Annotated in this window: 24 protein-coding genes; 11 read left to right on the forward strand and 13 right to left on the reverse strand. The window is 40.1% G+C overall.

All coding sequences use genetic code 11. The annotated features are described in order from the left end of the window. The first annotated feature begins 77 nt into the window (after positions 1–77). The 6 genes from KME09_25010 to KME09_25035 all read left to right on the forward strand — a co-directional run bounded on the left by KME09_25010 (position 78) and on the right by KME09_25035 (position 4631). Positions 78–581, forward strand: a complete 504-nt coding sequence (locus KME09_25010) for a MogA/MoaB family molybdenum cofactor biosynthesis protein (GenBank protein ID MBW4537199.1) — start codon at positions 78–80, stop codon at positions 579–581. Positions 582–770: 189 nt separating this feature from the next. Beyond that, the gene (locus KME09_25015) at positions 771–1382 is read left to right on the forward strand and encodes a DUF1361 domain-containing protein (protein MBW4537200.1); all 612 of its coding nucleotides are present in this window, start codon (positions 771–773) and stop codon (positions 1380–1382) included. Positions 1383–1613: 231 nt separating this feature from the next. Next, the gene (gene cbiM, locus KME09_25020) at positions 1614–2369 is read left to right on the forward strand and encodes a cobalt transporter CbiM (protein MBW4537201.1); all 756 of its coding nucleotides are present in this window, start codon (positions 1614–1616) and stop codon (positions 2367–2369) included. 35 nt (positions 2370–2404) lie between these two features. After that, a complete protein-coding gene (locus KME09_25025) occupies positions 2405–2764 on the forward strand; it encodes a PDGLE domain-containing protein (GenBank protein MBW4537202.1) in 360 nt (119 codons plus the stop codon). A gap of 45 nt (positions 2765–2809) precedes the next feature. Further along, a complete protein-coding gene (gene cbiQ, locus KME09_25030) occupies positions 2810–3592 on the forward strand; it encodes a cobalt ECF transporter T component CbiQ (GenBank protein MBW4537203.1) in 783 nt (260 codons plus the stop codon). 262 nt (positions 3593–3854) lie between these two features. Further along, positions 3855–4631, forward strand: a complete 777-nt coding sequence (locus KME09_25035) for an ATP-binding cassette domain-containing protein (protein MBW4537204.1) — start codon at positions 3855–3857, stop codon at positions 4629–4631. 102 nt (positions 4632–4733) lie between these two features. On the opposite strand, the gene KME09_25040 is transcribed toward KME09_25035, so the two are convergent. From KME09_25040 to KME09_25085, 10 genes are all read right to left on the reverse strand, one after another. Next, positions 4734–5087 carry a type II toxin-antitoxin system PemK/MazF family toxin gene (locus KME09_25040; GenBank protein MBW4537205.1) on the reverse strand — a complete coding sequence of 118 codons (354 nt, stop codon included), beginning with the start codon at positions 5085–5087 and terminating at the stop codon, positions 4734–4736. After that, positions 5084–5323 (reverse strand): hypothetical protein, encoded by a 240-nt coding sequence (locus KME09_25045; GenBank protein MBW4537206.1) that lies wholly within the window; start codon positions 5321–5323, stop codon positions 5084–5086. Before KME09_25045 ends, KME09_25040 begins: the two co-directional genes overlap by 4 nt. A 391-nt stretch (positions 5324–5714) precedes the next feature. Further along, positions 5715–6083, reverse strand: a complete 369-nt coding sequence (locus tag KME09_25050; protein ID MBW4537207.1) for a hypothetical protein — start codon at positions 6081–6083, stop codon at positions 5715–5717. 198 nt (positions 6084–6281) lie between these two features. Continuing rightward, the gene (locus KME09_25055) at positions 6282–7070 is read right to left on the reverse strand and encodes a dienelactone hydrolase family protein (protein ID MBW4537208.1); all 789 of its coding nucleotides are present in this window, start codon (positions 7068–7070) and stop codon (positions 6282–6284) included. Between the two features lie 89 nt (positions 7071–7159). After that, a complete protein-coding gene (locus KME09_25060; protein MBW4537209.1) occupies positions 7160–8062 on the reverse strand; it encodes an AraC family transcriptional regulator in 903 nt (300 codons plus the stop codon). A 278-nt stretch (positions 8063–8340) separates the two neighbouring features. After that, the gene (locus KME09_25065) at positions 8341–8715 is read right to left on the reverse strand and encodes a DUF5615 family PIN-like protein (protein ID MBW4537210.1); all 375 of its coding nucleotides are present in this window, start codon (positions 8713–8715) and stop codon (positions 8341–8343) included. Further along, the gene (locus KME09_25070; protein ID MBW4537211.1) at positions 8712–8939 is read right to left on the reverse strand and encodes a DUF433 domain-containing protein; all 228 of its coding nucleotides are present in this window, start codon (positions 8937–8939) and stop codon (positions 8712–8714) included. The genes KME09_25065 and KME09_25070 overlap by 4 nt, the downstream gene beginning before the upstream one ends. Positions 8940–9114: 175 nt before the next feature. Continuing rightward, on the reverse strand, positions 9115–9645 hold the full coding sequence (locus KME09_25075; GenBank protein MBW4537212.1) for a hypothetical protein: 531 nt from the start codon (positions 9643–9645) through the stop codon (positions 9115–9117). A gap of 28 nt (positions 9646–9673) precedes the next feature. Next, the gene (locus tag KME09_25080; protein MBW4537213.1) at positions 9674–10123 is read right to left on the reverse strand and encodes a hypothetical protein; all 450 of its coding nucleotides are present in this window, start codon (positions 10121–10123) and stop codon (positions 9674–9676) included. A 55-nt stretch (positions 10124–10178) separates the two neighbouring features. Further along, positions 10179–12086: a 50S ribosome-binding GTPase gene (locus KME09_25085; GenBank protein ID MBW4537214.1), complete on the reverse strand. Its 1908-nt coding sequence runs from the start codon at positions 12084–12086 to the stop codon at positions 10179–10181. Positions 12087–12306: 220 nt separating this feature from the next. Between KME09_25085 and KME09_25090 the strand changes: the two genes are divergently transcribed. After that, on the forward strand, positions 12307–12648 hold the full coding sequence (locus KME09_25090) for a hypothetical protein (GenBank protein MBW4537215.1): 342 nt from the start codon (positions 12307–12309) through the stop codon (positions 12646–12648). A gap of 5 nt (positions 12649–12653) precedes the next feature. After that, positions 12654–13193 carry a hypothetical protein gene (locus KME09_25095; GenBank protein ID MBW4537216.1) on the forward strand — a complete coding sequence of 180 codons (540 nt, stop codon included), beginning with the start codon at positions 12654–12656 and terminating at the stop codon, positions 13191–13193. A 281-nt stretch (positions 13194–13474) separates the two neighbouring features. Here the strand turns inward: KME09_25095 and KME09_25100 are convergent, their stop codons facing one another. Then, positions 13475–14923, reverse strand: coding sequence for a PLP-dependent aminotransferase family protein (locus KME09_25100; GenBank protein MBW4537217.1), 1449 nt, complete (start codon positions 14921–14923; stop codon positions 13475–13477). 194 nt (positions 14924–15117) lie between these two features. Here KME09_25100 and KME09_25105 point away from each other — a divergent pair, with 194 nt between their 5' ends. After that, on the forward strand, positions 15118–15999 hold the full coding sequence (locus tag KME09_25105) for a DMT family transporter (protein MBW4537218.1): 882 nt from the start codon (positions 15118–15120) through the stop codon (positions 15997–15999). 279 nt (positions 16000–16278) lie between these two features. Here the strand turns inward: KME09_25105 and trmH are convergent, their stop codons facing one another. Both trmH and aroC read right to left on the reverse strand, forming a co-directional pair. Continuing rightward, positions 16279–16926, reverse strand: a complete 648-nt coding sequence (gene trmH, locus KME09_25110) for a tRNA (guanosine(18)-2'-O)-methyltransferase TrmH (protein MBW4537219.1) — start codon at positions 16924–16926, stop codon at positions 16279–16281. A gap of 126 nt (positions 16927–17052) precedes the next feature. Next, positions 17053–18147 (reverse strand): chorismate synthase, encoded by a 1095-nt coding sequence (gene aroC, locus KME09_25115; GenBank protein MBW4537220.1) that lies wholly within the window; start codon positions 18145–18147, stop codon positions 17053–17055. Between the two features lie 307 nt (positions 18148–18454). On the opposite strand from aroC, the gene KME09_25120 reads away from it, so the two are divergent. Together KME09_25120 and psbA are read left to right on the forward strand one after the other, a co-directional pair. After that, a complete protein-coding gene (locus KME09_25120) occupies positions 18455–18838 on the forward strand; it encodes a response regulator (protein ID MBW4537221.1) in 384 nt (127 codons plus the stop codon). A gap of 340 nt (positions 18839–19178) precedes the next feature. Continuing rightward, complete coding sequence (gene psbA / locus KME09_25125; GenBank protein ID MBW4537222.1) at positions 19179–20261, forward strand: photosystem II q(b) protein; 1083 nt, start codon at positions 19179–19181, stop codon at positions 20259–20261. Positions 20262–20332: the final 71 nt, after the last annotated feature.

Here is a 20332-nt window from a genome sequence, read left to right on the forward strand (position 1 = left end):
AATTAATAAAATCAGGGAAATCTTAGACTTGGTAGCTGTATGCCTTCAGATTTCCCGCTCATTATGGATTTTATCTCATGATTCCTCATCCAGACAGCCAAGATTTTGCGGTAAATTGCGCTGTGATTACCGTAAGTGACACTCGTACACCAGAAAGCGATCGCAGTGGTCAAATAATTCAGCAGTTACTGCAAAATGCAGGACATCAAATATCAATCTACACTATTGTCAAAGATGAACCTGTGGCGATTCAAGAATTGTTGGAGTATCTAGAGCATCAGTTTGAATTAGAAGCAATTATTTTTACTGGTGGCACAGGGATTGCGCCGAGAGATACTACCTACGACATAGTTAGTGATTGGCTAACCAAAACTATCCCTGGTTTTGGCGAAATATTTCGCTATTTGAGCTATCAAGAAATTGGCTCTAGAGCGATCGCTTCCCGCGCTGTAGCAGGAGTTAAAAATCAAAAGCTAGTTTTTTCTCTACCTGGCTCTAGCAATGCCGTAGAATTGGCGATTAGCAAACTTATTTTGCCAGAATTAAATCACTTAATTAAGCAAGTTCAGGGCAGAAAATGAACAATGAACAATGAGCAATGAGTCCTAAAGGATTCCCTAAAGGGCGACACGGAGTTAGTACCGTTGCGGTATACACCTTCGGACGATGCGAAGCGAGTCCTAAAGGATAAGCTTCGCAAATGCTTTAGTATAAGCTCGCAAGCTCGCGTCACAATGAGCAATGAGCATTGTAAGATTAAGCAACCGTAAATGGCAGCACAATTAATTAACTGGATACAAATATCTAGCGATTTATTTAATCAAAGTACGCCTCGGATTATTTGGAACTTATTTTTAGCTTTTATTCCTCTATTACTTAGCTTTTATTTATTTCGTCCTCCAGCGATGCGGAATATATTGTGGTGGACATTATTACTCATTTTTATTGCTTTTTTGCCCAACGCACCTTATATCTTGACTGACTCAATTCATATTATTGAACTAAGCCAAGAAAACTATCCCAACTGGGCAATTATTTTAATTTTAATTCCGCAATATATCCTCTTTATTTGCTTAGGATTTGAAGCGTATGTCATCTCGCTGGTCAAATTAGAACTATATTTAACAAATTTTATCGCTCAAAAATATTTAATTCTAGTAAATGCGATCGCCCATAGTCTGTGTATAGTTGGTGTTTATATTGGTCGGTTTGAAAGATTCAATAGCTGGGATTTTGTGACTAAACCAGGAATAGTACTTGTAACTACGTTCCAAGATCTGTTTGACGGTTGGAAAATATTAAGTATGGCGATCGCTTTTTTAACTATTTGGCTGCTTTCAGAGTTGATTAAGCTGGTTAACCAAAAAGCTGGATTGACTTAGGTAATAAACGTTAGACATCTCCAGAAGCTGAAAAATCATTTGATTGGATCATACTTAAGGTATTTTTAACTATCTGCCTCAAAACTTCGAGCAAAGCTTAATTTTTAGTTAAAACTTGAGATTTAATCCCCCCCCCCAGGATGTTTTTGACCGTAAAACTACTTAAGATTGTTGAGATGACAATAATTAAAAATTAAAAGTATTGTCAAAATTTATGCAAGGAAAAGCTCAATTATTGTGATATTTGTGATATCTATTATGTCTTCTAGCAATTGGTTATTCTGGAATACACAGCCATCGTTGGCAATGCACATTCCAGATGGGTTTTTAAGCCTACCCATTAGTTTAATTACTTGGGTAATTGCGATCGCTCTAATTATAGTAGCTTTAAATCAAGTACAAGCTAAATATCAAGAGCGGACAGTACCGATTATGGGAGTTTGTGCTGCTTTTATCTTTGCTGCCCAAATGATTAATTTTCCCATACCTGGTGGAACTTCTGGTCACTTGCTAGGAGGTACGTTAGCGGGAATTTTACTCGGCCCTTGGGCTGGTGCTTTAGTAGTCAGTGTTGTGTTTATCGTGCAAGCCGTGATCTTTCAGGATGGTGGCATTACTGTTTTGGGCGCAAATATTGCCAATATGGGGCTGATCGGCACTTTTGGCGGTTATTACCTTTATCGGGCAATTCGCTCGGCAATCGGTCGTGATAGCTGGCGGGGAATGGCGATCGCTACAGCTATTAGTGCTTGGTCAAGTGTATTTATTGCTTCGATTTTAGTTGCCATACAATTAGCTTTATCAGGAACTGTACCTTTGAATGTCGGTATCTCAGCCATGGCATTTTGGCATGTGCTAATTGGCATTGGTGAAGCATTAATTACTTTGGCGGTGGTGAGTTTTGTTTGGCGGACTCGACCAGACTTGCTTTACAACCCTTCTCAAAACAGTAAAATATCTAATTCTCGCCCTTTAGTACACCGTTAACTAGTTAGAGCATAATTAAACAGATTTTAGGTTTTATGAGTAATAAAGTTCCAAGTCGTAATCTCACTTTTGTCCTCTCAGGCTTAGGTGTTGCCTTGTTAATTGCCATTTTTGTTTCTCCTTTCGCTAGTTCAGATCCCGATGGTCTCGATCGCGTTTCCCAAGATTTAAAATTTGAACAGAAGGCTAGTGAAGATGCACCAGCCAACAAATTACCTTTTGCTCGTATATTTGATGAATATGCCCTTAAAGGAGTCCCCGAAGCCGTAGCAACACCAATGGCAGGCTTAGTTGGCACATTGGCTACGTTTGGATTGGCGTGGGGAATTGGCAAACTCGTGGTTAAAAATTCTTCTGCCGTCGATAACAATACTGCTTCTCAGTCAGAAGAATAACAATCGAGTAAGTAAATATCAATTAATTAGGAAGTAAGTAGGTAGGTGCTATTGCTACATTTAGGGGCGTTTCATTTAGACATCGATAGCAAACAAGCTACTTTTTGGCATTCTCTTGCTCCCCGTACTCGTTTATTATGTGCATTACTGATGGTATTTGCGATCGCTCTTACCCCGAACGGACGCTGGTGGTCTTGGGCGATTTATGGTTTAGGAGTATTAGGAGTAGTTTTTTTTAGTCGCGTTACTAAAAAAGTACTATTTACAAGGATTGCTGTTGAGTTTGCATTCATTGGTGCTGTATTACTAGGAACTTTATTTCGAGATGGTGGTGAAGTTTTATGGTCTTGGGGAATCTTACGCATCACCACAGAAGGTTTGACTGTTTTGGGTAGTGTCACGATCAAGGCTTTGCTATCGCTGCTAACGCTTAATATACTCACCTTGACAACTTCAGTTCCAGCCCTGCTCAATGCTTTAACCGCTTTACGAGTTCCTCCTTTATTAGTTGCTATCTTAGCCTCAATGTATCGCTATATAAGCGTTTTAATTAGAGAGTTTCAGGCAATGCGTCGAGCTGCTACTTCGCGCAATCTTCCTAAAAACGGTGTTTGGCAACGCTTTGTGATTGGTAATATGATCGGGACTTTATTTATTCGCACCTTTGAGAGAGGAGAACGAGTGTATCAAGCAATGCTAGCCCGTGGTTATCAGGGAGTGCCTGTAGTTGAAAAAGTACCCGCTGGTGGACGACGTGATGTTCTAGTCCTCACCTTAACTCTGGTTTTGGCGCTGTTGGGACAATCTATTTATTTACCCCAGTGGTAGTAGGTAATAGGTAATAGGTAATAGGTAGGGGCGAACGCCCTAAAGGATTAGCTCCGCGTCGCCGTTCGCCCGTACAGGTAGTAGGTAGTATGAGCCATAATTTGGAGTACATTAAATTGTTGCTTATTCAACTTTTACCGATCTAATAAATTTAATTTTGCGATCGCGATACACAATATTTCCTTTAGGCGATCGTTCATACCACAAGGCTACAATGTCCTTTAAAGCTTTTTTTCTGGTTTAAAATTTATCGATAATCTTAATGCATCATAATCCAATCATAATTGAAAACCTTACTTATGCTTACCCCGATGGCACTAAAGCTTTAAACAACATTAATTTAGCGATCGAGGCAGGGGAACGAGTAGCCTTAATTGGTGCTAACGGTTCGGGTAAGTCAACTCTACAATTACACCTCAATGGCATTATTTTGCCTCAATCAGGCAGGATTAAAGTAGGAAAATGGTGGATGGATGCCGATAATTTGCGCGATATTCGTAACTTTGTCGGTTTAGTCTTTCAAAATCCTGATAATCAGCTATTTATGCCAACAGTTTGGGATGATGTTGCTTTTGGCCCTAAAAATTGTGGCTGTCAAGATGAAGAATTAGTCCAGCGAGTCAAACAAGCCATGATGATGGTTGATATCGATCCAGAACGTTATGGAGCCAGAAATACCGAGAATTTATCGGGAGGCGAAAAAAAACGAATTGCGATCGCTGGAGTGTTGGCGATGAAACCCCAGGTATTAGTTTTAGATGAACCTTCGGCACAGTTAGATCCCCGTTCTCGTCGTCAATTGATCGAGCTATTAACAAACCTGCCTCTGACTCAACTAGTGGCTACTCACGATCTAGACATGGCTTTAGAACTTTGCGATCGCACTGTCGTTTTAAGCCAAGGTCAAATTGTTTATGATGGAGTGACCGAGAAGATCATGAGCAATCCCGATTTTTTATTACAACACTCGCTAGAATCCCCTCTATCCTACAGTCGCCCTTATTGTTTAGTAAAAGACTTACCTGTCGGTTATTGCTAGGAAAAGTAAGCTGAAAGATTTAAATCATCTTGCTACTCCACCCCATCGAGAATGTGAGGGGCATAATAGTAAAAATTAGCGATCGCCTTTTCCTTGCCATATTCATGACTCGTATCCCAAGGTTAGCAAAACTACTTCTTCTAATTGAGCAATTATTTCGGGACTTAGTTGTCCTAGTGTACGAATCAAACGAGTTTTATCCAGCACTCTCATCTGAAAACATAGAGCAACAGAATCTTGGTTAAGTCCACCATTACCTTGTTCAATCAGTAAGCATATAGGTAAGGCAGCGCGACGTTGGTTGGTGGTGAGGGGAATGGCAATAATCGTAGTTGAAAACTGGGAAACAACATCATTTTGAAAAATAATAACGGGGCGAATACCTGCTTGCTCAGAACCTTGAGTTGGATTGAGGTCAGCTAGGCAAACTTCACCCCGTTTCAAGGGATTGGTCATGGTTGGTCTTCCTGATGGAGCATGACTGCATAGTCGTCCATGCCCGCTTCGGCAAAGGCGCGATCTTCATCAGCAAACTCCGTAAACATGCTAGCCAATTGTATTGGATCGAGGACAACCCGATGACGACGTCGATCGCGAAACTTTAAAAAGGCAATAAAATCAGCTACTTGCTGGAGTTGATTGTGATTCAGTCGATCTAAGTCTTGCTTAATAATTTCGGTGCTTACTGGCATAGGTAGAAAACAGTCAGAGGTTTCTTCTATTATATGAACTCAGTCACACCCTTCCCATCGATAATGTGAAGGGCATAATAGTAAAAATTAGCGATCGCTTTAGCAAACTATCTCATGTCAAATATTGAATGTCTGAGCGATCGCCCGAAAATAACTTGCCTTCATAAATATCTTATAATCTTTCTTGTAAGGCGTTAAGTTACGCTTTGCTCTACCCAACCTAGGAGATCAGCGATCGCGCTGTACAATAGCGCTCAGATCGGCTGCTCGTCGCCAATGTTGACCTAGTGGGAGTCAAAAATGTCACCATCAGGAAGCTGTCAGACCCCAGTTTTAGTACAATATTTTGTTCGCCTAAGCTTCTAAATTACATCTCAGATTTCCAATTCGATCAGCATACCTCAAATCCATTGCAGTTCTCAATCGCTTCGATGAATTGTATCAAAACCGCTTTGTTGATGCTATAGTTTTTGATCCTATCTTCATCGCTTTTGTAGAAAGTACCATCGTCAGATGTTTTCGTTTTCGTCCCATCTAGCAACAATCGCTCATCATCCTCAAGACATGGCAAAACTTGAGATCGCAATTCGGTAGTAACCAAGCTAATCTCATCTTTCGTCAAGCCAGCTCCAGTAAAAGGTTCCTGCAATCGATCAACGCGTTCGTCAGAAAGCAAACGCAATGATCGGATGACCTCGACAATCGTTCGATAATTCCAGAAGTTCACATTAAAGAAGAACTCGTTGGTTTCTGTATCCATCAATTCGACTGACAATCTAACCTCCATGGACGAACTATTTAATACAAGGAAATTTTCCGTATATTAACCCTATCCATTTGGTATCTTTATTTTTGCTGGAGATAAAAATTATAGCGATCGCACGATTGGAAATACTCTTCGTAATATCTAAACTTAGGTTGCTTTAATTAAAGAACAGGAGAAAACAGAGAATTGGTATTACAAATTATTGTGAAAAAGTTCTAATACCTGTTGCCAAGCATGAGGTGCAGCTTCAGGATTGTAGCTGGGATGCTCTTTTAAAAAAGGATACTTGTCTGCAAAAAATCCCCCAAAAAACCCGTGTCCTGCATCATAGCGAAATATACGATAATCGATCTGCTGTTTGTGTAATTCCGCTTCAATTTGTTGGGTTTCTGCTTGAGACACTAAATGATCTTTTGTGCCGAAAAACAGATAAATAGTACCCTGAATTTGGGCAGTGCGATCGAGAGTGGGAATATCTTCACCATAGCTAGAAGTGGTAATGCCTCCACCGTAAAAAGAAGCTGTAGCTTTAAGATCGGGTAAGGTAGCAGCCATATAGCTAATATGACCGCCAAAACAGAAACCAATACAGCCGATCGCATCTGCTTTGATATTGGGCAATGTTTTAAGATAGGCGATTGTCGCTTGAATATCGCTGAATATTTCTTGATACTGAACCTGTTGATAATATTGCAAACCAAGTTGATAGGCTTCGGGACTATAAGCGAGATCTTTAAAACTGAAATCACGGGTAAAGCCAGGTGCAATCCTTTGGTACATCGCTGGAGCGATCGCTATATAACCTTGTTGGGCAATTAATTCGGTAATCTCTCGAATATTTGCATTAACGCCAAAAATTTCTTGAAAAACCATCACAGCAGCAAATTTACCTTCTGTGGCTGGTTGCGCTAGATAAGCATCAATTTGTAAGTCTTGGTTTGGTACTTGGACATAGGTGGTTTTAATTTCGATGTTACTCATTTTGATTTATTTCAGCTTTTCTTTACTACTGATAGTCTAAAAGTCTGGCTTCTGCAAACTCTAGAAAAAAGTTGCTTTCTTTAAGTAAATTATTGCGATTTGGCTTGAAGTTGTTTTGGTGTCAATCCAGTCAAACGCTTGAGATATTTGGCAAAGTGACTGCGATCTCTAAAGCCGACCATCGCAGCAATTTCCTCAGTACTCAATTGAGTATGCTGCAATAAATATTTTCCTTTCTCAATTCGGCGCTGCAAAATATACTGGTGGGGTGTTCTATCCGTAGCCTGTTTAAACAAACGGATAAAATGATAGGGACTTATTTGGGCGATCGCTGCAAGTTCAATCACTTTCAAATTACAATCTAGATGTTCGTTAATATATTCGGTTATTTGTTGAAGCTTAAGTTTAGACAAGCCAGATCCATAACTAGAAAGCTTTGGCTTGGTAACACAATATTCTCGTAATAAATGAATTGCCAATGTAGTTTTAAGGCTATCCACCAATAGACTACCTGCAATTTTATGGGACTGTAATTCATTGCTTAAAGTAGCAAAAATTCCCTGGATCAATTGATCTTGCTGATTCATAAACTGGGGAATCAGTTCAATGCGATCGCTATCTACTAAACCTTGACCGACTTGTTGTAATAGTGTGGGTTCAACTGCCAGAATACCAAACATGGCTGAAACTTTCCAGTTACAACGATGAGCAATACCAGCAGGGATGATGGCAATATCACCTTGCTCTCGTCTTTCCGCGCAAACCTTCCCATCAAGAAATCGCTCTCCTGGTGCTGATGTATCGGCGACACCACAAGCAATTACATGCATGGTATGTTGGTGTTCGTTAGTTTCAAATTTAGGTTGTTGATGCACTTCGAGATGAATACCATTCCATCCCCTGCTGGAGAGAACGGCAGGATTTGGGACAAAATCATTTGATGCCTTGTCTTGTTTAAAATCGAGCAGTTTAACTTGAGAATTTTGCTCCATCACTTTGGCAACGAAGTGGATAGATTTATTTTAGCTGGAGATAAAATTTATAGCGATCGCCCGAAAATAACTTGCCTTGATAAGTATCATATAATCGCTCTTGTAAGGTGTTGAGTTACGCTTCGCTGTACCTAACCTAAGAGATCAGCGATCGCACTCTTTTCATCTTTCCATTCATAATAACAATTAGCGGTCTTGTCCCACCCTATCTCTTTAAATAGTTCAATGGTACGCAGTTCTAAGGCATCTTCAGAATTAGGATGAGGCTATTCCATCGGTTAAGAATTTCGTTTGATTGGTAGTATCCTGGCTTTAGCTTGAGCTTCATTCACTGTAATTAAAGCACCCGTCTCTAGTTCAGACTGAAACTGTTTTAAAGCATCTAATACTATCTTGCTCAATTTATCAGGGAAAACATCCTGAGTCCTAACCTGAATTACACTTGGTGTATTAGCTTCTGATATTGCCAACAGCGTACCAAAATCTAAGTCATGGGTAAAAACCATGTAACCATTACTCACCGCCCAAGCCATGATAGTTGTATCTTTAGCTGTGATATCACCTACAGTTGACCAGTGGACGGCTTGATAACCAGCAGCTTCAAATACAGATACCCACGAAGGGGGTATGTTCATGTCGATAACTATTTTCATGCAGAAGTCAGGGGTACTTCAATTTCTTCTGTACGCCACGCAGCATAAGCTAATGACTGATAGATGTCATCATTTTCTAAATAGGGATAGGCTTTAAGGATTTCCTCTGGGGTATGACCTGAAGCCATCAAACCTACAACCGTTCCTACCGTAACCCGCATTCCTCGAATACAAGGTTTACCACCCATTACTTCGGGATTGAAGGTAATTCTATCTAAGTTCATGCTGCTAGTTTTCCTGTATTAATATCTAGGTTTTCTACCTTGTACACTGGAGATAAAAATTATAGCGATCGCCTAATTGCTCTGAATTAAGATTTTTTTGGGTACAAAATGTAGTATCATCTGAAAACCTTTTTTTATCGCTAAAGTTATGCCATCCACCTTCGGCGGTTTGAACTCAACTCACAGCCATCAGTTCATTAAGTTTATTTTTCAAGTCTGGAGATGCCATCAGCGGATTGTAGACTTCTCCTGCGTAGGGTTGCCAAACATAACCAGTACTAAAGGAGCGAAAAGCTGATAATTTTCCCTTTAACTCTGGTTCAAGTGTTTTTGTCACAACTAATCCTGGGATAGATAAATTAGACAAGTCTTCAATTAGCTCGCTGTAAGTTCTAAATTCATCTACTTCAACACCAACTAGCCCATAACGAAAGGTCGGGGCAAATCGTAGCGACTGATAGAATAGAATGCCCAACTCTGTCATTAAATAAGCACTTTCAGGGCTATCTATTCCCACTTCACTAAGATTACTTGGCGATACTCGACACCACCAGTTTTCTTCTATGTCTTGGAAAGTGTCTGTGCGACATTGGCATTTGCGTCCATTGGATAATATCCATGATATTCCCTCGAAATACTCAGCAAATTTATTTGTGTTACTCTCATCGGAACCACATTCTGCTGACAAACTAAATATCCACGCCATTTTTGTAGATTCCTATTGTTTGTGTATCTTATTCATGAACTCTTTCCCAATGTTTTTGGGTGTTTGCTAATGCTACCTCGTACCTTTCTAAAGACATTGTAACTCTTGGCAAGATGCTAACGTGGGTTGGGCTATCTTGGACAGCCTGTAAATCTCCAGTGATAATGTTGTCATCAATTTGCCATAAAGGGTCTTTCCCAGTTCCTCCAAATCTGGCAGGCTTACGAAATGCGGGTAAACCTTCGATTGAGATGGAAACAGACATTCCCTTAGTGTCCTTAATGGCAACAGTTGCAAGCTCTCCTGAAATTTTACGCTGTGACTCTGGCAACAAATATCCTTGCTCATCCAGATAACCCATTGGCATTTGCTCAATATTGATATCGATGCCAGGTCTAATCCCTAAGAGTCTCGCACTTCGACCTATTTTAGGTCTATTGTTTTGCTCTGCCATGCCACGATAGTAGAGTTTTACCATTACCTAGCTACTTGTACTTTATTTTGTAGTGATGTTAGCTAGATAATTAAAAGATTTATTTTTGCTGGAGATAAAAATTATAGCGATCGCGTAATTGCTCTGAAGTAAGATTTTTTGTCCAATATTCAACTAAAGCATGACCAAATGCCCAGGCGTTATTGTTCCCCACGCTATTATTTTCTAAGAGTAATGACCAGATTGAGCGCAAATCGAAATTGCTGATACTAGAGTTTGGGTTAAGTAAGGTGTAAAGATCGTAAGCCATCTGGAGTTTACCCATGACTACGGGGGCTTGCTCGACGGGGATTTGTTCGGCTAAAACATAAGCGAGGGTAGGATTTCCTGTGGTCATAGTGGAAATGAATTTGAGGATCGGGCTTTTGAGCAATGAGGTTAAACCTTGAGTGGTTGCCATTTGACGAGTATAGCGATCGATAATTTTGGCTGCTGCGCTGCTGCGAGCGTCGAGATTTCGCAAGAAACGGGCTAAACGTAACTGTTTGCTAGGGGCGATCGCCTGAACTAACTCTAAAGATAATGCTTCTATGTTCCAAGCAGGGCGATTACTGCTAAGGTCTTCGGTCACGATTGGCAGGATCAGTTCGCAGATATCTCCCAGTTGTTCGACGCGATAGTTAGTGGCTTCGCGGATAGACTTTTCTTTAGGCTGTGTACCTTCTTGCCAATTATAGGGGGGATTCCATTCACGGATTGGACGGAGGCGATCTACTTGAGTCACAATGCCAATTGCACTTAAGTCGGGTAGATCTTGTTTTAATGTCTGCAAGAAATCTAAATCCATCTGGAGGGCAGGATCTAGGGCTGGCGTGACTAATAATAATAAGTCTGCGGTGGCTGCATAATCTAATACTTGCGATCGCAATTCTGGGCGGTTTACCTGTTCGTAACCAGGAGTATCTAATAGGTTTAGAACTTCGTTAGTTGGCGTTTTCCAGGTGTAAGTTTTGATCTGTTCGGTACTGGGTAAGATATCTACTTCCGCTAGACTGGCTTGGAAGAGGGTATTAATCAGACTGCTTTTGCCCGCCCCTGTACGCCCCACCAGGATTATCTTCACAGGCTTTTGAGCAACTTCTGTCTCAGGCTCAACCGATTCTAAAATAGCTCTGAGGGTTTGAGTTTGGGCTTTTGGTAAGGCAGGATCGGCAGTAACTTCAGGCAGAGGAATCGCGATAGTTTCATCCCCATAGAGGGCGATCGCCTGGCGAGCTAGATTTCTTAAAGCCACTTCTCGCATTAATTGACCAAAATTAACTAATAACTCTTGATTTGCTTGATTATTAAATTTTTTGGTGGCCTGCTTGGCTACTGCTGCGGTGGGATTAATTAACCATTGTGACCAATTGAATACTTTACCTAGCTTGCGCGCTGATGGCTCTAACTTACGATAAACTTCAAATGCTTCTACTGCTTGTCCAATCGAAACTCGATTTAAAACAGGAGCCAATTTCTGCATGGCACGATCTGTATCGTCTACTGTACCCCGAATTAAACCGTAAGCTTGGGGCAGATAAATATTGAGTAGAGGGCGTTTTACTTCAGGATTATAAGTATGGGCGATTGCACTAACTAATTCTAAACATCGTTGCCAAAAAGTCTGCCAATCTGACCATATCGGCTCATCCAGCTTGGTTTTAGCGATTACCTGTTGGAGAGCAGCATTTATCTGCCGTTCTTTGTCTGCTGCTACATTTAGCTCCGAATCCTGTGCCGAAAACTCTTCTTTGATTTCGGCGATCGCTTCTTCCATCTCCGCTAGGGGTGATTTTGTCCACTTCACCAATAACCAGCGCCACAGGGTAAAAACTACTACCACTACTCCCCAAATCCAGTTAAGACCCCAATCGTGAATTTGTGAACCTGCTGCTACTAAAAGAAAAATTATAATTGCCGCGATCGGTATTACTAATACTACTATCTGCCAGGGTTTGATACTTACCATGATTAATCTGCCTTTGCGCCATTTTTATCCTAGCGAGATTTGAGGATTAAAGAAAATATGATCGATCGAGACAACAGATTAGTCTATTGAGTAGGTTTTGGGTGTAATCTGAGTACGTTTGGGGGCGATCGCAATTCTTAAATTTATATCCAAGAGTAAGCTCTGGTTTATAAGCTTTTGTTGAAGAAATCTAAACTTATTCACACGAGAGTGTTTCTAATTGGAATCAGCAGTTAAAGTAATCAATATCAATACTGATAGTGTTATTGCTAGCGCTCCTAACAAAGCTCAAGAAGCTTTAGGTAAAATATCCGAATGGACTCCAAAAAACAAACATTTGTTGAGTACCAAGGCAAAAAGAGCTGCTAAATTCAACACAAACGATCCAGAAACGATAAGACAGATTATAGATGAAGCATTAACATCTCCTAGTGCTGTTTTTGAGTCAAATAATGATGGATACTCTTTTCGTGTCATAACTGATTTAGGTCGTGAAATTGGTACAAAAGGACAAACAAAAATACGTGTTATTGTTGGGCCAGATAGTAAAGAAGGATATTGAAAAATATGGAACGCATTTCCTCAAAACTAAAAATATCATTTAGTAATGTTGAAGCTCTTTCAAAAGACTGGGGCTGGAAAATGCTTGCTGATGTTGAAGGAAGCTTAAAAATAACCATAGAAGACAAATTATTTTTTGATGAGGAATCTATTTTGCTTCTTGAGCTAGCATTAGCATTAATGAAATGGGTAGAGATGATTGAATCTGGAAAAATAATTGATTTTTACTATGAATCTATGGATTATGAAGACAAACCTATTCTTGCAGTTATGTTAAATGACAATAATAGTTGGCGACTTTATTCGATTTGGGAAATTTTTGCCGATACAAATAACTTGTCTCTAAAAGAAATTACTCATAGTGTAAATATATATATAAATGAATTACTATTGCATCTAAAAAATAATTTTGAATTTGATTTTATATCATTTTTGCAATCAGAAAAAGCCTCAAAATCGTCAGACGAATGGAGAAAAAAAGAGTATCAAAATAAAATAGAAGAAAAGAAACAAGAATTAGCCTCAGTTGAGAAAAAAAATAGCTAACTATCAAGATAGAGTTAAGAACTTGTCTAGAGGTAAACTAACGTCTAAAATGATAATTATCATTGATGGTTTTAAAAATCTCAAAAATATATTTCCAGGCTTTTTAGATGATTTAGAAAGATAGGATGATAAAAAATGATTAGCGTCAAATATCTAGTTGATGGCGAAAATAATAATTTGTTGTATGGTCAGTAGTTCTTCCAGTTTTGCGATCGCTTCATCATCAAAATAGTAATTAAAACGAAAGTCCTAGTCTATATTTTACTTACGTTTAAGGTGAATTAAATCAAGTGCTGTTTTAATAATTTCCCCAAAACCTTAATACCACGATCGATAGTTTCGGGAGAATGGGAAAAGTTTAGGCGCAAGGCATTATATCCTTTTTTTCCTGGGAAAAAGGGCATCCCTGGGTAAACAAAAACATTCTCTGACCATGCTTGATGCGCTAGGGATAAGAGAGAAATTTCAGGTGGTAGCTGTACCCAAAGAAATAAACCACCATTGGGGATTGTCCAGGTTGCCTCATCGGGGAAATAGTTGGCTAACCCTTGTAGCATCGCATTACGACTAGATAGATTACTAGATCGCAAATGGTTGAGATGATGACGATGTTGTCCTGAAGCTAAATATTCACTTACAATTGCCTGGGAAACCGTGGAAACGTGAAGATCGTGAAACAGTTTCTGCTGTAGTAAAGGATGATAGTGTTTTCCCGTAGCTAATAAATAGCCTACTCTTAAACCTGGCATGAGGGTTTTGGAGAAAGTGCCTGTATAAATTACGGTATCGCTACAATCTAATGATTTTATTGGTGGGGGTACTGGTGCAAAGTTTAAACCTTCATAGGCATTATCTTCTAATATCAAACATCCGTACTGTTCGGCTAGAACTAATAGTTGCTGACGATGCTGGAGTGTAGTTGTGATACCTGTCGGGTTGTGCAGAGTAGATACTGTATAGATTAATTTAGGACGATGGCTTTTCAGATACTGCTCTAAAAGTTCTAGATTCATACCAGAACTTTGCATGGGAATACCAATAATTTTTGCCCCGATATTTTCGATAATATCTAATGTGCCATAGTAAGTTGGACTTTCAGTTACAATCCAGTCTCCAGGCTGAAGATAATAATTCATTACTAAAGATAATCCTTGTTTTGAACCGTTAGTAATGATTAGATCTTGAGCAGAAACTTCTAATCCTAATTGAATTAGCATTTTAGCCGTCTGCTGTCTGAGAATTTCTTGTCCTTGAGGAAAATCATAATTAAATAAGGTTTCGGTAACCTGTTTCATCGCTCGCCTGGCGTGACGTTGTAAATCTTTTAAACCTGATGAAATAGGAAATCCACTACTAAAATCGATCGCCCCTGGTTTACTTTTTACCTGAACTGAAAGTTGATAAATTTCCATAAAGGAAATACTCTTATTCTCAGGAATAATTACTTCTTGAATCGGCGCGAAGTTAGATTTAGTCTGTTGACAAATAGTAGCTGGCGGATTGATAAAATATCCCGCTCCAGGACGAGCATGAATTAAACCATCTGCTTCTAAGATGCTATAAGCCTCAATTACAGTAAGCTTATTGACTTGAAGAGTTCTAGCTAAAGTACGAATTGAAGGTAAGCGATCGCCTGCTTTGAAAGTTTCTAATTTGATTAAACGATTCAAGCGATCGCGAATTTGTAGATAAATTGGTTTGGCTGCCTGACGGTCAATAGGAATCTTCATTTTTTGTCCTCACGTCTTTAGCAATCTTAGGCGATCTAACGAAGATTATACTGGTACAGTTTTGAGTTATTTTAACTAGAACAGTTATTAGTTGCCAAAATTGTACTAGCAAAAGTCAGACTTTTCTGTACCTTACCATCGAGTTTCTAATCATTAATACTGTTAATTAATTACCCTCTTCGCCTAATTAATTAATGACTATAAGTAAGGAATTATGGGGTTGGTTATACGGTTTTTTAGGAGTACTAATTTTTAGTCTTACTTTACCCGTTACTCGTATTGCCGTGGCAGAATTAGACCCAGTTTTTGTTGGTTTAGGTCGAGCTGTTATTGCTGGAGGTTTAGCAATAATTTTGCTAACTCTAACTCGGCAATCCATACCACCTAAGAGGTTTTGGCTTAGATTTGTAGTGGTTGCCGTCGGGGTTGTAGTTGGGTTTCCTCTGCTGACGGCGATCGCGATGAAGAATGCTCCCGCATCCTATGGGGCAGTAATTACAGGACTTATGCCCCTTGCTACTGCCTTCTATGGTGTGTGGCGGGGTAAGGAACAGGTTACTAAATCCTTCTGGCTTTTCGCTCTCATGGGTAGTGGATTAGTCATTATCTTTGCGATGCAGTCGGGGACTAAATCCCTTAGCGCGACAGATTTGGCTCTATTTGGCGCAGTAGTTTCTGCTGGCGTAGGTTATGGGGAAGGTGCAATTTTAGCTCGTACATTTGGTGCCTGGCAGGTTATTTGTTGGTCACTAGTGCTTTCTCTACCTGCTCTTTTACCAATTGTATTTAATGCTTTCCCTACTTCGTTTAATTCTATTTCGACTAATGCTTGGCTGGGGTTTTTTTACGTCAGCGTTTTTAGTATGTTTTTAGGATTTTTTGCCTGGTATCAAGGACTTGTTTGGGGAGGGATTGCTAATGTCGGTCAAATACAGTTGCTTCAACCCTTTCTCACTATTTTAGCATCAGCAATTTTACTCCATGAAGCCTTAACTAGTCGCACTCTTGGTTTTGCGCTGGGGGTAATTATTTGTGTGGCATTCAGTAAACGTTTTGGTAACTATTTAAACTCGTGAAAAACTATATTATTAGGATCATCGAAAGAATTGGCAGGTATTTAGCTAAAAACAGAATAGAGCCTCATATTATCCAAAAAGGCGATCCCGAAGGGTAGGCGGAGCCTAATCGCTCTGGCAATATTTACTGGCGAGTATATGACCCCAGTTCAAATTCTCATTGTTCTTTTAATTCGGAACAAGAAGTAAAATCGTGGCTGGATACTCGCTACTATGACATGAGATGAGCCGAAACTCTATTACCCATTACCCATTACCCATTACCCATTACCTTCACTTTTAATGCAGTATTTCCCCTTGTTCACCCAGTTGAGGATATGGTTTCCCCTGACGATGATACATAGCTGCAATATCGGGATAGCCCCATTCAAAAGCAGTTTGCTGGTAAACTTCTGGAGTTAAACGAACTCGATCATAAAAGCCAGCCTGTAAACGTTGCCGTTGGGCTTCAAATAAGACTACCGCATTAGCCACAGACACATTAAGGGACTGTACCATACCCTGCATGGGAATAATAATATGTCCATCCACCAGTTCGGCAGCTTCAGCGGTGACACCCCATCTTTCTGTACCTAAAAGAATCGCTGTTGGCTTAGTATAGTCAACTTCACGATAGTCTACAGCGATCGCACTTAGATGAGCCGCGTAAACCTGATGCTGCTGCTGTTGGAGATGTTTAATGGCAGTTTTGATATCAGGATGAGAATGTAACTTGACCCATTTTTCGCTTCCTTGAGCAACCTGAGAATAAGTTGGCGTATCAGTATGACGATTTACGGCGTGTACGGCAAAAATACCCACCGCGTCACAGGTACGAATAATTGCCGAAAGGTTATGAGGTTTATGGACATCCTCCATTAATACCGTCAGATCGGGCTGTCGTTGAGCCAGAACTTGCTTGATTCGTTCATATCTTCTGGGAATCATGTATAGCCGTACAAAGTTAGATTAGGACAATTAGGGCGATCGGCTCGTAAGTAGGAAATAGGAAATAAAAAATAGTATTTCAAAGATGTCCTAACGTTTTTACGTAGAGCTATAGTTTGAATAGTTTTAGATCGATAGCGTCTTGCACTGAGCTTGATTGTATAGCAGGCGATCGCATAATACCAAAGCTACCATAGCCTCGACCATTGGCACGGCTCTTGGTAATACGCAGGGATCGTGTCTACCTTTGGCAGCTAAAACAGTTTCTTCTCCACCTTGAGTTACGGTTTTTTGTGATTTACCAATAGTTGCCGTGGGTTTAAACGCCACCCGAATGACAATATTTTCGCCATTGGAAATGCCTCCTTGTACCCCACCAGAGCGATTGGAAACCGTGCGTGTTGCCCCATGTTCGTCGATGTAAAATTCATCGTTGTGTTCACTTCCTGTCATGGTAGTACCAGCAAAACCCGAACCGATCTCAAACCCTTTGGTAGCTGGCAGAGACATCACCGCTTTAGCCAGATCTGCTTCTAACTTATCAAAGACAGGATCGCCTAAACCTTTGGGTACATGTCGCGCCACACATTCAACTACTCCACCTAAAGAATCTTGCTCTTTTCTAGCTTGCTCGATCCGCTCGATCATCACCTGCGCAGATTCGGCATTGGGACAACGGACAATATTACTTTCCACTTGTTCTAGGGTGACGGTATCAGAATCAACTTCGGCTTCCAAGTCTTTAATTCGCTTAACATAGCCGACGATTTCCACCCCAGCGACTAAGTATAAAATCTTTTTGGCGATCGCACCTGCTGCCACTCGACCAATAGTTTCCCTTGCCGAAGAACGTCCACCACCTTGATAATTACGAAAACCATACTTAGCATCATAGGTAGCATCAGCATGGGAAGGACGATACTTGAGCGCCATCTCATCATAATCTTGCGATCGCGCATCTTTATTACGCACTAAGATCGAAATTGGTGTCCCAGTAGTCTTACCCTGAAAAACCCCAGACATAATTTCACAGGTATCACTTTCCTTTCTAGGTGTTGTAATCTTACTTTGTCCTGGTCTTCGACGATCTAAATCTACCTGTATTTCCTCTGCACTAATTTCTAACTGTGGAGGACAACCATCAATGACTACCCCAACACCTCCACCGTGAGATTCACCATAAGTTGTGATGCGAAATATCTGCCCAAAAGTGTTCCCCATGATGCCTATTGCGTCGTATTAAAGCGATTTGTATTGTATCGCAACTTCAGAGTTATTGTTACTTGGAAATGTGAATAACCAAGTTTTAGCAACAGTATCCAAATTCGCAAACACAAATTGCTTCTAATTTAGATGCGTTTGCCCTAGTATTTTATTTCTTTGCAAGTCCCTAACTTCATTAGTTATTCAGATTTATTGTTTAGGATACAAAGAAAAGCTTCAAATACACTTTTCTGAAGCTAGCTCTTCCCTGTATATTCGCTACTTCAAGTCCTTATTCATGTTATCAACAAGAGAGTTACAGTCGATGTGTATTAAAACTCGACGTATTTTACTAATTCATACTGACGATGCGATCGCCGAAATGATGTTACTTTGTCTAGAGACTATTGCTGACTGTGAAGTAACGACCGTAAATTCTGGTATTCAAGCAATTGAAAGGGCTTCAGAAGCAGACGCTATATTACTCGATCTGGATGAAAAAATGCCCGACTTATGTTGGAGAGAAATAGTCCAGAATTTAAAACAAGATTCCTTAACTAATGCGATTCCTCTAATTCTCTTGACAGCTACGCCCCAATCTCAAGAGCTACTTGAGTTTCAGAAAAATGAAGAACTAAAAGCGATCGCCAAATCCTTCGATCTGTTAAATTTAGCCAATCAGATTTCTCTCCTACTCAACTGGAACTAATGAAGATGAATTTTAATTTACGGAAACATTCACCTTCTTCATAAGTTTTTCAGATTGTTTAGATAATATTTGCGCAACGGATGTAGATTAGTTGCCATCCAGTTGGAATTTTCCCAATGATAACCCCATCGTTTCTGGCCTCGGAAACCGCAACGATGGGGCTTTTGTCCCTACCCTTTTAGCAAGGAATTATTAATTATCATACCGCATTTATTAATAACGTTACTTGTTTTAAGGCAAAAGGATAGCTAACAAATTTCTGTTTCAAACTTTTTTAAGGTTCGTAGTTAACGAACAAAACTTAGTTAATAAATTTTTAGTTGAGAGACAGCAAAAAGCTATGACTACAACAATTCAACAACAAGAACAGTTAAGTTTATGGGAGCGTTTTTGTCGGTGGGTTACTAGCACCGAAAATCGACTATATATAGGTTGGTTTGGGGTTTTGATGCTCCCGTTACTAGGGGTTTCTATTTGCGTTTTTACGATCGCCTTTATTGCTGCCCCTCCAGTTGATATTGATGGTATTCGTGAGCCTGTATCTGGCTCTTTACTCTACGGCAATAATATTATTACCGCAGCCGTAGTCCCTACTTCTAATGCTGTAGGATTGCACTTTTATCCAATTTGGGAAGCGGCCTCGATGGACGAATGGCTATATAATGGTGGCCCGTATCAAATGATTGCTTTTCACTATATTCCTGCTCTTTGCTGCTATTTGGGTCGAGAATGGGAATTAAGCTACCGTTTAGGAATGCGTCCTTGGATTTGCGTGGCTTTTAGTGCGCCTTTAGCTGCGACTGTCTCTGTCTTTTTAATCTATCCCATTGGACAGGGAAGTTTTTCTGACGGTTTACCGATGGGCATTAGCGGTACATTTAATTTTATGTTTGTCTTCCAAGCCGAGCATAATATCTTAATGCACCCATTCCATATGTTAGGTGTGGCTGGGGTGTTTGGTGGTTCTTTCTTTGCAGCCATGCACGGTTCATTAGTTACATCTTCTTTGATTAAAGAAACCAGTGATAGCGAGTCCCAAAACTATGGTTACAAATTTGGTCAAGAAGAAGAAACTTACAACATAGTTGCTGCCCATGGTTATTTCGGTCGCTTGATTTTTCAATACGCTAGCTTCCAAAACAGTCGTAACTTGCACTTCTTCTTAGCAGCTTGGCCCGTAGTGTGTATTTGGTTTACTGCTCTAGGTATCTGCATTATGGCATTTAACCTCAATGGTTTTAACTTTAACCAGTCAATTTTAGACTCTCAGGGAAGAGTGCTTCCTAGTTGGGCAGATGTAATTAATCGCGCCAATTTAGGATTTGAGGTAATGCACGAACGGAATGCTCATAACTTTCCCTTAGATTTAGCTTGTGGTGAAGCAACACCTATCGCCTTGAAAGCACCAGTAATTAATAGTTAGGGCTTGCTTGGGTCAATGAATGGGTAATGGGTAATGGGTAATAGGTAATGGGTAATGGGTAATGGGTAATG

Source organism: Pleurocapsa minor HA4230-MV1 (genome assembly GCA_019359095.1).
In the GTDB taxonomy this organism is placed as follows: domain Bacteria; phylum Cyanobacteriota; class Cyanobacteriia; order Cyanobacteriales; family Xenococcaceae; genus Waterburya; species Waterburya minor.